The 12,502-nt window shown below is 31.4% G+C and carries 13 protein-coding genes; 7 read left to right on the forward strand and 6 right to left on the reverse strand.

Translation table 11 applies throughout. The annotated features are described in order from the left end of the window. Window positions 1-199: transposase (locus tag IM744_RS20235; protein WP_194509993.1), on the reverse strand; the 199-nt coding region annotated here is incomplete at its 3' end. Between the two features lie 404 nt (window positions 200-603). Next, window positions 604-2,703, reverse strand: a complete 2,100-nt coding sequence (locus tag IM744_RS20240) for a helix-turn-helix domain-containing protein (RefSeq protein ID WP_194509994.1) — start codon at window positions 2,701-2,703, stop codon at window positions 604-606. A 229-nt stretch (window positions 2,704-2,932) separates the two neighbouring features. Between IM744_RS20240 and IM744_RS20245 the strand changes: the two genes are divergently transcribed. From IM744_RS20245 to IM744_RS20280, 7 genes are all read left to right on the forward strand, one after another. Next, the gene (locus tag IM744_RS20245) at window positions 2,933-3,526 is read left to right on the forward strand and encodes an ankyrin repeat domain-containing protein (RefSeq protein WP_194509995.1); all 594 of its coding nucleotides are present in this window, start codon (window positions 2,933-2,935) and stop codon (window positions 3,524-3,526) included. Between the two features lie 11 nt (window positions 3,527-3,537). Continuing rightward, window positions 3,538-4,623, forward strand: coding sequence for an acyltransferase family protein (locus IM744_RS20250; protein WP_194509996.1), 1,086 nt, complete (start codon window positions 3,538-3,540; stop codon window positions 4,621-4,623). 46 nt (window positions 4,624-4,669) lie between these two features. Continuing rightward, window positions 4,670-5,383, forward strand: a complete 714-nt coding sequence (locus IM744_RS20255) for a hypothetical protein (protein WP_194509997.1) — start codon at window positions 4,670-4,672, stop codon at window positions 5,381-5,383. Beyond that, window positions 5,380-7,296 carry a serine hydrolase gene (locus IM744_RS20265; protein WP_206694527.1) on the forward strand — a complete coding sequence of 639 codons (1,917 nt, stop codon included), beginning with the start codon at window positions 5,380-5,382 and terminating at the stop codon, window positions 7,294-7,296. The genes IM744_RS20255 and IM744_RS20265 overlap by 4 nt, the downstream gene beginning before the upstream one ends. Before the next feature lie 10 nt (window positions 7,297-7,306). Continuing rightward, complete coding sequence (locus IM744_RS20270; RefSeq protein ID WP_194509998.1) at window positions 7,307-7,894, forward strand: hypothetical protein; 588 nt, start codon at window positions 7,307-7,309, stop codon at window positions 7,892-7,894. 62 nt (window positions 7,895-7,956) lie between these two features. Further along, complete coding sequence (locus IM744_RS20275; RefSeq protein WP_241738380.1) at window positions 7,957-8,574, forward strand: hypothetical protein; 618 nt, start codon at window positions 7,957-7,959, stop codon at window positions 8,572-8,574. A gap of 63 nt (window positions 8,575-8,637) precedes the next feature. Next, window positions 8,638-9,318 (forward strand): hypothetical protein, encoded by a 681-nt coding sequence (locus IM744_RS20280; RefSeq protein ID WP_194509999.1) that lies wholly within the window; start codon window positions 8,638-8,640, stop codon window positions 9,316-9,318. 330 nt (window positions 9,319-9,648) lie between these two features. Here the strand turns inward: IM744_RS20280 and IM744_RS20285 are convergent, their stop codons facing one another. From IM744_RS20285 to IM744_RS20300, 4 genes are all read right to left on the reverse strand, one after another. Then, the gene (locus tag IM744_RS20285; RefSeq protein WP_194510000.1) at window positions 9,649-10,392 is read right to left on the reverse strand and encodes a DUF6090 family protein; all 744 of its coding nucleotides are present in this window, start codon (window positions 10,390-10,392) and stop codon (window positions 9,649-9,651) included. 175 nt (window positions 10,393-10,567) lie between these two features. Next, entirely contained in the window at window positions 10,568-10,906 is a 339-nt protein-coding gene (locus IM744_RS20290; RefSeq protein ID WP_157811597.1) for a hypothetical protein, read from the reverse strand. Window positions 10,907-11,068: 162 nt separating this feature from the next. Continuing rightward, entirely contained in the window at window positions 11,069-11,599 is a 531-nt protein-coding gene (locus IM744_RS20295) for a hypothetical protein (protein ID WP_194510001.1), read from the reverse strand. A 251-nt stretch (window positions 11,600-11,850) separates the two neighbouring features. Then, window positions 11,851-12,372: a hypothetical protein gene (locus IM744_RS20300; protein WP_194510002.1), complete on the reverse strand. Its 522-nt coding sequence runs from the start codon at window positions 12,370-12,372 to the stop codon at window positions 11,851-11,853. Window positions 12,373-12,502: the final 130 nt, after the last annotated feature.

Genomic DNA, 12,502 nt, shown 5'->3' on the forward strand with positions numbered 1-12,502 from the left:
CTTTTGTTTCCACTTTTACTCTGGTGTTCATTAAGTCTTTACGATTGTATTTTTTAATCCACACGTTTACTGTTGTAGGTGCAATAGAGTAGAGTTTACAAAGTTCACTCTTTGTGTGTTTACCTGTTGTAAGTTCAGCTAAAATTTTTAATTTAAAAGGTTCGCTGTAACGTCTAATTACTTTGTCATTTTTGTACATAATGTTTAAAATTATGTAGCCTTTATTCAGGACGGGTCATAATGAAGCACAACGTGTTCGTGTATGGTTAGTTGCGTAAAAGTACACGATTCATTTTCCGCAATACAATATAGTTAAATGTACACAAAGATCGTCGTCTTAACCAGCAGAAGCAATTAATTATAAACGTTGTTGCCATTTCGTTGATTTTATTCAAGACTTTTATTTTTTCGACTTAGTTTCGTATTCTGTTTTTTCCAGGGTTTGAGTGAATTCAGTCAGTGATTTATTCCACATACTTTTTTTAGTTACGATTGAGTGAACAATTCCACAAATGATTCGGTTTTGATTTTCAGTTAAGTTTTCAAATTGTAATTGCTTTTTTCTATTAAAAAATCTTTAAAATTTATTTTAAATCAAATGAATTATAGTAGATTTTTTTCCTTTAATGATTTTTTTAATTGATCATGATTTTCCCAAAATCTATCTTTAATTTTTTGAATAATCTCATCATATTCAGGATGACTTTTTAAAGTTTTCATTAAAGGATCTTCTTCAAGAAACAATAAAATCCAATATTGATAATTATTTTTAGTAGCGAACAGTTTTAATTGCTCAATAGCAAGATTAGGGTTTTCTTCATGTAAGTATTTCATGGCCAAACTAACTGGCTGGTATATAGATTGGTCATTTTCGCAGTATTCTGCATATGCTTTATAATAGCTTTCGGCTTTATCCTGCATGCCCATTTTATCATATACCAATCCAATCTTTAAGTTCTCTTGTGGATACATATTTAACCCATTACTTTCCTTGATTTTTTCAAATTTATCATAGTAGTAAAAAGCACTATCATATTTTTCTTGGAAGTAATAAAACTTGGCCACTTCCTGCATAATATCTAGACGTGTCGTATCTTTTTTCCATTCTCCTACCAATGCGTATGTAGCCTTTTCTATATTTTGATGCTGCGCGTATTGTATAAATACGTTTAAAAAAGGTGCATAATAATTCTCTGGATTATTATCTAAAGATAATTTTATATACTTCTGTGCTTCATCTGTAAAACCATTTTGAACAAAGGCATTACTTAGCGCCAAATACATATAACTTTTATTTATTGAATCATTTGCTTCAATATTAAGTTGCAAACCTTTTAAGGCATATTGTAAATACTTACCTGTATCGGGAATTGCTCCTGAATAAATATCGGCAAGTATTTGTACTACAGAAAACGAATTGGGATTATATTCTAAAGCTTTTTCTAAATGTGGAATAGCCAATCGAAACTCATTACTATTTATATAGTAAAGTGCCTTTGCTATAAGACTTTTGGCAGATTTAGAATCATAAAGCAATGCTTTATCTGCATTATTATTAATAATATCTGTGTGCCGTTTTTTAGCTTGGTTTAAGTCCAAATAATAATATGATATCGCGATCTCAGAATATGCGAGCGCAAATTCAGGATCTTGTTCTATAGCTTTTTTAAATAAAATAATAGCAGCTTCCAAGCCCTCTTTCGTTCGTGCTTGGTATGGTTCAAGTCCTTTTAAATAATAATCATATGCTAGTAGGTTTTCAGTTGGTTTTTTATCAATTTGCTGCAATTCAGATGGTGTGACTGTCGCCTTTATCGCTTCGGTAATCTTTTTTGCGACTTCATTTTGTATAGAAAAAATGTCTTCTGTTTTATGATTGTACTGTTCTGCCCATATTGGTGTGTCATTTGATGCGTCAATCAATTGAATATGCAATAAAACTTGATTGTCAACGAGTTGCCCACTTCCTTCAATCAAGTAATTGACATTAAGTTCTTCTGCTATTTCTGAGATGGTTTTATCAGTATCTCTATATTTTTCTACAGAGGTCCTACTTATCACTCGGAGATCTTCTATCTTTTGCAAATTGTTTAATGTCGACTCCATAAGTCCATTCACAAAGTACAAGTTATTCGAATCACTACTCATATTCTTAAACGGTAATACAGCTATAGATTTACTACGGTAAATATCTTCTTTATTGGAATTGAGCGTTTCTTTTTGAAAAAACAAGAATGCTGCTAGGATTAAAACCGAAGCAAATACTAATATTATTTGTACTCTGTACTGTTGTAAAAACCCTTTTTTAGTTACTTCAATGGCTTCTGTGTTTTGGCTATCTTCTTGTCTTAATTCTACTTGTTCGTCTATCTTTTTTCTAGCTTCGCCTGGCGAATACTCATAATAGTCTCTAAAACATTTAATGAAATAGGAATTATTACTAAATCCGACCTTATAAGATATTTCAGAAACAGTAAATTCTGTTTCTTCTAAAAGGGTCATTCCTTTTTGTAATCTAACTTCACGAATAAACTGACTAGCACTACCTTGTGTTTGTTTCTTAATCTTTCTCAACAAGTTTGATCGGCTCATATTCATGAGTTCAGCCAATTCTGAAACCCCAAATTGTTCATTAGAGATATTCTCTATAATAAACGCTTCAGCCTGTTCTATAAATTTTCCTTGATATGAGATGTTAGACATGTTGTTTTGTATTAATTCAAATGTAGAATATTTTATTTAAACACGGAGTGGATCAAAGTTCTTTGTCAAAAACAGTTGCTTGCGTCATAATTTATACTTCTGCGTCATAATTTTTAACCATTCATCAAACTTGACACAATAGGCTTCATGCACATTATCAGTCAAATAGCTTAGTGTCGCATCTTTGTAGAAACAAAAGTCAAGTTATAAATCATTACAAATTTAAATTATGAAAACACTAAAAATTATTCCAATCAGAAAGACAATTCAGATGTTATTCTTTTCCCTTTTATTAACAAGTTCGTGCGCACAATCTAATAAAGAAACAAGCTCAAATGATTCGTCTAAAGCAACAAAAACAGTGACTAAACCTACTATAGATATTCATGGTGCTGTATTAACCGGAAATTTAGAAGCTGTTAAGCAACATATTGCAGCTGGGACTGATATTAATCAAAAAGAGGCCATGTCTGGATCTACACCTTTAATGTCTGCAGCCACTTTTAATAAGCCTGAAATCGCTAAAGAACTTATCAATGCAAATGCAGATTTATCTGTAAAAAACAACGATGGAGGAACAGCTTTGCACACGGCAGCATTCTTTGGGCGTATAGAAATTGTACAATTACTTATTGATGCAAAAGCAGATAAAACTATTCGTAATAATTATGGAGCTACAGCAAGAGAAACAGCAATGGTAGATTTTGCTCAAATGAAACCTATCTATGAAATGCTAATTCAGCAATTACAACCAATGGGTTTTACATTAGATCTTAATGAATTGCAAAAAGCACGTCCTGTTGTTGCAATGATGTTACAATAAAAGAAAATAAGATGACAACAGAAAGAAGATACGATATTGATTGGCTAAGAGTCATTGCTATTGGATTATTACTTATTTACCATATAGCTATTATATTCCAACCATGGGCTATGTTTATTGGTTTTATGCGAAGTGAAGATGCTTTGGAGGGGCTTTGGAAACCGATGACCATGCTCAATGTCTGGCGGATACCTTTACTATTTTTTGTATCGGGAATGGGATTATATTTTGCAATGAAAAAAAGAAATTGGAAGCAATTATTCATAGAACGCTCTAAGCGAATTCTCTTACCCTTTGTTTTCGGAATTTTGACGATCACACCATTACATTTTTTAATTTTTCAGAAGTACTATAATATGCCATTAAGCTATTTTCCTCATATGGGACATCTATGGTTTTTAGGAAATATTTTTGTCTATGTCGTAGTGTTGTCACCTGTTTTTTTCTATTTGAAGAATAATGAAAATGGAAAATTTAAGAAAGCCATTTTAAAAGTTATGAGTTATGCTATTGGGCCACTATCCATATCTGTTTTTTTTATATTGGAAGTGGGTTTAGTAAAACCACAATTATTTGAACTGTACGCTAAAACTTGGCATGGATTTTTTATAGGGTTTTTGGCTTTCTTTTTCGGATTTCTTTTTGTGTATAGCGGAAAAACATTCTGGCAAACCGTTTCAAAGTGGAAATGGCTGTATATAAGTATAGCGTCTGTCTTATTTGCTGTTCGTCTCACTGGATTTGAGTCTATATCAAATATGTATATAACCACCATAGAATCTAATTCTTGGATATTGGGTTTATTTGGAATAGGATATAGCTACTTTAATAAACCAAGTGCATTACTAAGCTATTTGAGTGCAGCTGTTTATCCTGTATATATTATTCACATGTTTGTTTTATATGCAGGTGCATTACTCATTCTGCCATTAGACCTTCATCCTATGCTAGAATTTATAGGAATCACTCTATTTACGTTTATAGTCTGTTTTCTTATTTATGAATTTATACTTAAACGAATTAATATTTTAAGACCATTGTTTGGATTGAAATGGAAATTTAAAAGCGTAATACAGAAAAAATTAAAGCGTATTTAGATAGGAATCCAACTCGTTGTGATTCAATTTGATAAACCACTAAGCCATGATAAAATTATTTAGAAAAAACAGGCTAAAAATGCTAACTCAAAATAAGTTTGGTAATTATTTAGCTTATGCAATTGGAGAAATTATTCTTGTTATTGTTGGAATCCTTATTGCCTTAGCTATTAACGATCATTCAAATAAAGAAAAGAAGTTAGAGCTACGTAATTCATACATTATTCAGTTACATGATGAAGCAGATCGCAACCTTAAAAAGTTGACACTTCTTGATGATGAGGCAATGCAAATGCTCAAAGAGTTAGATACAGTATTCAAAATTTTATTATATAAAGATTATGATAACCCTAGATTATCGACAAAATCATTCTATTTAATTATGTCTAAAAAGTTTTATCCAGTTATGATAACCTATGAAAATTTAAAATTTTCTGGTGATTTAAAATTATTTGAAGATTTAAACTTACGTAATGCTATCTCTGAAACATATGAAACGTTTAACCCTATAGAAAAACTTGAATCTTCAGAACAACAAGCAATTGAGGCCTATTATGAAAATTTTTTGATGCGAAACGTTAAATTTAGGGATATGGGCATTTCTTCAGACACTTACGAAAAAGACATTTATTTTGAAAATATGGTTTTAACGAGATTGACTACGCTTGCACAAAATCGAGAGGCTTACAGTAATGCAATTGATTCATTAAAAAACCTAAAAAATACTTACGCTGAATTACAAAACACAAATAAAAAATGAAGAATAAAAAAAATAGTTCAACTATAAAGAAATCAAAAAAGAAATCTCATCCCTTTTGGCAATTTTTCTGGCTTACTTTTCTGGTAGTTTCTCTTTGGTATGCGTGGTACTCATTTTATGCACCTTCAAATGATATTACTTGGACAAATGACATTGAATCTGCTCAAAATCTCGCATACAATTCTGACAAAAATATTATGATATTCTTTACTGCGGAATGGTGTTCACCTTGTCGCATTATGAAGCGTAAAGTTTTTGCTGATAACGAAGTTATGAAAGCTATTAATTCCAAAGTTATACCAGTAGAGATTAATATTGATGATTCGAATACTGAAAAGCTCGTAAAGCAATATAATATTGGGGCAACCCCAACAACAATTTTTATTGATACTGAGGGGGAGGTAATAGATTACGCAGTAGGTAAAGTTGATAAAACAAACTTTCTTCAGATTCTTGAAAAAATAGGTTTTCAGGATACTGAAAAAGAAAGATCAAAAGACCAAAACAATAACGTTATTGATGATACATCAATTCTCTCTGAAGCATCTCTTATGAGAAAGAGGCAATTGGAACAAGAAATTATTGGTAAAGTGAAATTTTTGGGAGAGCCAGAAAACTTTAGCACGCTTTCGAATAATTTGATAAAATATAATATTCCAGGATTATCATTAGCAGTTATTAATGATGGTAAATTAGAATGGTCATATACATATTCAAACACTAATTTCCCAGAACAAAATTTAAATGACTCTACTATTTTTCAAGCTGCATCTCTTTCTAAACCTGTAACTTTTTTAGCTGCCTTACGCATGCATACAGCTGGAGCTATAGATTTGGATGAAAATATTCAAAATTACTTAAAGAGTTTTACAATGCCACAAGGCAAACAAACAGCAGATAATCCTGTAACCTTAAGGAATATATTTTCACATACTTCAGGTATTACAGCGGGAGGCTATCAAGGTTATGCTAAACATCTTGAAGTTCCAACAGATGTAGAGATTTTAACAGGTGCATCAGGTGTAAATTCGCAACAAATTGAAGTTCTTTCAAGACCTAATGAAAAATTGTCATATTCAGGTGGCGGATACACATTAGCAGAAGTAGCACTACAAGACATAAATAATGAGACATTTTCAATCCTGATGGAGACTTGGATTCTTGATCCAGTTGGTATGAAACATTCAGAATTTACACAACCACTAATAATTAAGGATTCAAGCAAGGTTGCAAAAGGGTATACATCAAATGGAGTCATATTAGATGGTGGTTGGAGAAATCATCCAGAACAAGCTGCTGCAGGTCTTTGGAGTACATCGATAGACTTAGCTAATTTTCTTATTGAAATTTACAAGGCCTATCAAGGCAAGAACTCGGTTTTTTCTACATCTGCCATTAAATCCATATTAAGCCAAGAACGAGATGGACATATTTACGGTTTTATTGTAGATAGGTCTAATAATGGCTTAGCAATAACACATTACGGTGGAAATGCAGGCTATCGTACTGGAATGACCATAGATCTTACTACAGGAAAGGGTTTGGTGTATTTAATAAATTCAGATAATGGCGGGTCATTAGGTAACGAACTTTTATTGTCTGCTTCAAAATTATACAGATGGAATCATTTTAATCGTATCGAAGTTAGAAAAGAAAATATTGAAACGACCTTACTAAAAACGATAGCGGGAAACTATAAGTGGAATAGTGAAGTAAATCTTTCTATAACATTTTCAAATACAACCAATCAAATATCACTTCGTTTTCCTAATGGTGATGAATATAAACTTGTACCTATTATTGGTGAAAATCTTGATTTCATAAACCCAAATACCGGTACGTCAATTTCTTTCTCAATAAAAGATGACGAACAATCATTCACATTATATGGACAAAAAGCAATCAAACTATAAATCAAAAAATATGAGAAATCGAATTCTAATAGTACTTGCACTAGTATTTCTTAGTGCTTGTGATAACAAAACCAAATCTAGTATAACCCAACAACCCACTTTAGCAGATTATAGCTTGGGTGAAAAATGGGTATGGAAATATAAAGGTGTTACTACTGAAGGAGAGGTTCGCTCGGATGGAACAGATACAAGGGAAGTCGTAAAATTTGGAGAGGTTTTAGGTATGACTATTGGCAAAGACACCATTCCTGTTACTGACATTGTTAAACCAGATGAAAGCAAAACACCAAAGTACGACTGGCCGCTCGAAGTTGGTAAAAAGTGGAAATATGAAAACAATTGGACAAGTCAGGACGGAACTACAGGAAATCAAAGTCAAGATGCAGAAGTACTATCATACCGTGAAGAAACAGTAGAAGCTGGAACATTTATGGCCTATACAATCAAATACACTGGTAAGACCACAAATTCCAGAGGATATAGCGCAGATGAAACTGAAATTTGGTTATATGCGCCATCCGTAAAAAATTTCATAAAACTCACTCAAAATCAAGGTGATTTTCGGTATGTAGAGGAATTAATCGAATATTCAAAATAAAAAGAACAACACTCAATTAAAAATAGAAATTATTAATCAAAACAATCAAAAAACGAACAATTATGAAATCAATTAAAATGAAAACAATCAAAAAACAAATTGTATTAAGAATGGCTTGTGTAGCCTTTGCATTATTATCTAGTATAACATACGCACAAAACACAAACCCAGAAACTACAACACAAAGAGATGGATTCATATTCGAATTCGCAGCAGGAGGAGGTATTATCAGTTTAGAAGATAGTGCAGGTATTCAAACGTTCGACAAATCTCAAGGAACGTTCGTTTTTCCAGATTTAAAATTTGGCTATATGCTAAATGAAAGACTCGCCATTACTGTCGCTATGCCAGGAAACATCTACGAATTTCAGGATAACGAAAGGCACTTCGGAGGTTTTATTCCATCGGTACAATATTGGGTAAAAGATAGATGGTGGATTCATGGTGGAATTGGTTTAGCAATAGATTCGCCAGCACTATATGATATTAAAGACAATGTAAATGACGATTGGAACTTTGGTTGTGCTGTTATGGCAAGTACAGGTTACGAAATTTACAAAAAGAAAAACTTTGCGCTTAATGTTCAGTCTAAATTAGTTCTTGGCCGTGTATTTTTAGATGGAGATGCGCATAGAGATGCAGTAATCTTAAATATAGGATTAGGGTTTAGCTGGTTATAAGGTTCAATATAAATAGTGAATTTTCCCTATTCACAAGCCTATTAAAAGAAACACTTAACATTTATGAATACAAAAATATTACAAAAACTTGGTGGAATTTGCTCAATTTTACTTGGATTAATCTACATCATAGCCTTTATCGTTTATGGTGGAATATTAGATTTTCCAAAAGCAGACGCAACCGATATTGAAAGATTAAATTTCTTGTCTGACAACTATGTAATACTATCAACAATAAACTTAATTAGTTATGTCTTATTTGGAATTTTACTTGCTGTATTAGTTGTTTCAATACATCAAAAAATAAAAGATTATTTGCCCAACCTTTCGATACTAGCTTCTGTTTTTGGAATAATCTGGGTTGGCTTAGTTATAGCTAGTGGAATGATTGCAAATATTGGACTTAATTCCGTAATTCAAATTGGAATTGAAGAGCCTCAAAAGGCTATATCAATCTGGTCGAGTGTTGGTATTGTTTCAGAAGGACTTGGTGGAGGTAACGAAATTGTTGGTGGAGTTTGGGTATTACTTTTGAGTATAGCAACTTTTAAATATTCGTTTTTCTCAAAAACATTAAACCTTTTAGGTTTACTTGTAGCACTTGCTGGTATTCTAACCATTTTACCTTTCGACTTATTCAAAGAAATTTTTGGAGTAAGCCAGATTGTTTGGTTTATATGGATTGGAATAACAATGATTCGTAAACCACATAAAACGTTTGATCACAAAGAACTAAGGCAATAAACGAACAAAAATCATTCGACATTTAAATGTCGAATGATTTTTTTTCAACTAAAAAACAGTCTAAAATGAAGAAAACCATCGTTCTGTTCCTTTAATAGCATTGTACCAAGGGTTTAAATATATTAACAAGTGAATTGATAAATATTGTTTAAAATTATGTAGCCTTTATTCAGGACGGGTCACAATGAATGGCAACGTGTTGTGTATGGTTAGTTGCGTGTTTGAGCAACTAATTTAGTAAATAAAACACAGATAGAATATTCCGCAGGAATATTCGTAAGTCGGCAGTGACCAAGCAATTAATTATACACGGTGTTGTGCTTTCGTTATTTATTCTATCCTAACTTCTAGTTGTATTAAAATTTCCGTAGCATATTCCCTATAAAGCCTTAAGTTACTTATGTAATTTTTTTCGTAGTATATCTTATATCTTGCCAACTGATTACGATAAGTTTCACTTTCAAATATAAAAGTTAAATAATCTTTGTTATATTTTTTTTCTTGCATATCGACAAACCAAGAATATTGCTCATACGTTTTAATATTTTCAAATACAACGTTTTGTACAAGCTCCAATTGAGTCTCAATATTTGTTAATCCATATGAATAAAACTCCTCTATTATATTTGGAAGTGAATCTATCGTAATTTCCTTAATATCATTCTGATTTTTCAATAAACTATAACCTTTAGATATTGGAATAAAAGGAATGTAGTTTGTAGATTCAGAAATACATATTTTGCAATCTGTATAGTTGAGCGAATTTATGGTGTCATAAAAAGAGGGTTTAATTTTCTTATCAAGAATATTTTGAATCCGATTACTTTTCTCATCATTTGATTTAATTATATATCCAATAGCCGTAGTGTCAGCTTTCAAATCAGTTTGGATTTGCTTGTAGATTTCTTTACGCTTTAATTTAGCAGAACGTTCATTATTCCAAGTGTTTATTTGTAACGCTAAAAGAATACCTATAAGAACAAGAAAAATTTCCCCAATAGCATAAAGAAGATATTTACTGAATTTACTTTCGGTGAGCATTTTTAGTCTAATTTTCCTAAAAAATTTTATCATTGGTTAGCGGTTTCTGGTAATGAAGCACAACGGTTTTGTATATGGAAAGTTGCGTGTTTGCATGCGAGGATTTTCCGAAGGAAAATCAGATGTAGCAAACGTGCAACGACCTTTTGATTTAGCTAAATATAGCAATTTTTTATATACGTTGTTGGCAGTAGGCTTAAACGCTAAATTATGCAGTTCCGACGTAATCTCTATTCCAATGTAAAAACTTGTTATAGATTAAAATTCTTAAGTTTTCCAATTCAGAGTGTTCTATAACTAATTCTCCAACTGATTCCTTCATTTTTTTTAGTTGGGAATCCGTCAAATTTTCGTTCCATATAAGTTCGGTTCCGTATTTTATAATTCCGTTAATGTGTTTTTGAGATATTGCTTTTTCAAATTTAACCCAATCAGACTTTAATGATTCCGCGTGTCTTTTTTTTCGTTTTGATAACCAGAAATAGTACACTATCAGAAGTAATAATGGGAAAGAAAATGCAATAATGAGTATTATTCCGTTATTCATGTCGTTTTTTGAAAGCTTACTGCCAACGTGATTGTGTATGATTAGTTGCGTTGTTAAGCACCTAATTTAGCAAATAAATCACAGATAGAATATTCCGCAGGAATGTTCGTAAGTCGGCAGTGACCTAGCAATTAATTATACACGGTGTTGGCAGTAGTTTTTTTAATATGTTCTTATTATTTCATCTATTCCTTTACACCAATCAATAATTTGTCCTTTCTCATTAAATTCAAGATAATAAGTTACATAAATATCTTTATGAGTTTCGTGAATATTCAAAAAAATTCGGTCAGTTCCGTTTTTCTCTTTATGTGGTGCTGTAATATGTAATCTTGGATAATTTCCTATTCCTCTTTTTTTAATCTTAAATTTCCTTTTATTCAATTTAGTAAAGTCAAGTTCAAATCTTTCAGAGTCTATATTATTTTGAGTTTCCACATAAGATTCTAATTTTTTAAACTGTTCACTACCTTTCCAAGTTACTCCTAAACAATTCGGATACGAGAATGCGTTTCCAGAAGGATGAAAATCCATAACATAAGGATAAACTTTTACTTTCTTTTTGGTCGGAAAAGAGTCGATTAGTTTTGACTGATAAAAGTCAAACGCAATTTGTTCGTAAAATGGAAATTCAGTTTGAGCGATTCCAATTCCTAAGTTGAGTAAGAAAATCAGAAGTATATATTTTTTCAAAATCGGTTTTTTAAAATTTAGTTCCAATTTAAATCAATTCGTTTTTATAGAAAAGAAGTAATGAGTAAAGCCTTAATTTCAATGAGTTAACGGACTTTTTAAATTACTGCCAACGGTTTTGTGTATGATTTCGTTGCGTGTTTCAGCAACTAAATTAGTAAACTAAAACGAACCAGAGGAAATTCCGCAGGAATTTCCAAGTAGGCTAGCACTAGCAATGAATTATACACGTTGTTGTAGCACGTATTTTTTTAAATTCCGTTAGCTTTAATCATCGCTAAAATTATTGTTATTGACATTCCAACAATTGAAGCGATAACATTTTTACTTATCAATTCAGTTTTTTCAATTCCATAAATCAGATTCCTTATTTTCTTTTTATTCATCAGTATTATAATCAGAAGCAAGAGTAAGAATCCGATAATGTTTATTAAAATCAGAGCATTATCATTTAAGTCAATATATTTTGCTGAAAAAGCCAAATTCGAAATCAGAAAATAGAAATAGGATTGAATTAAAATCCAACCAATTTTTTTGTTTATGAAAATTCCGATGAGTGGAATCAATAATATAATTGCTGGTCTATAAAAAGACGTTCCTTTTAATACATTCAGGTAGTTCTGAAATCCGCTTCCAGTTTCCGCAACAAAATTCCAATATATTGAAGTTTCTATTTTTCCACGAACCAATGAGAATATAAATAAGCTCAATATTGTGAGCTTAATTATGAAAATCTGATAGTTGTTTTTTATGTTTTTCGCGGTTATTCTCATATGTGCTACAACGGTTTTGTGTATGGTTAGTTGCGTGGTTTAGCAACTAAGTTAGTAAACATTTACGAACCTGTGAATATTCCGCAGGAATATTCGCAAGTAGGCAAGAACCAAGCAATTAATTATACAC

Origin of the sequence: Psychroserpens luteus, assembly GCF_015319355.1 — a bacterium.
GTDB classification, from domain to species: domain Bacteria; phylum Bacteroidota; class Bacteroidia; order Flavobacteriales; family Flavobacteriaceae; genus Psychroserpens; species Psychroserpens luteus.

Coding starts and splice junctions, on each gene's coding strand:
- IM744_RS20240 (WP_194509994.1), bottom strand. CDS start 2,703: ATGTCTAACATCTCATATCAAGGAAAATTTATAGAACAGGCTGAAGCG.
- IM744_RS20245 (WP_194509995.1), top strand. CDS start 2,933: ATGAAAACACTAAAAATTATTCCAATCAGAAAGACAATTCAGATGTTA.
- IM744_RS20250 (WP_194509996.1), top strand. CDS start 3,538: ATGACAACAGAAAGAAGATACGATATTGATTGGCTAAGAGTCATTGCT.
- IM744_RS20255 (WP_194509997.1), top strand. CDS start 4,670: ATGATAAAATTATTTAGAAAAAACAGGCTAAAAATGCTAACTCAAAAT.
- IM744_RS20265 (WP_206694527.1), top strand. CDS start 5,380: ATGAAGAATAAAAAAAATAGTTCAACTATAAAGAAATCAAAAAAGAAA.
- IM744_RS20270 (WP_194509998.1), top strand. CDS start 7,307: ATGAGAAATCGAATTCTAATAGTACTTGCACTAGTATTTCTTAGTGCT.
- IM744_RS20275 (WP_241738380.1), top strand. CDS start 7,957: ATGAAATCAATTAAAATGAAAACAATCAAAAAACAAATTGTATTAAGA.
- IM744_RS20280 (WP_194509999.1), top strand. CDS start 8,638: ATGAATACAAAAATATTACAAAAACTTGGTGGAATTTGCTCAATTTTA.
- IM744_RS20285 (WP_194510000.1), bottom strand. CDS start 10,392: ATGATAAAATTTTTTAGGAAAATTAGACTAAAAATGCTCACCGAAAGT.
- IM744_RS20290 (WP_157811597.1), bottom strand. CDS start 10,906: ATGAATAACGGAATAATACTCATTATTGCATTTTCTTTCCCATTATTA.
- IM744_RS20300 (WP_194510002.1), bottom strand. CDS start 12,372: ATGAGAATAACCGCGAAAAACATAAAAAACAACTATCAGATTTTCATA.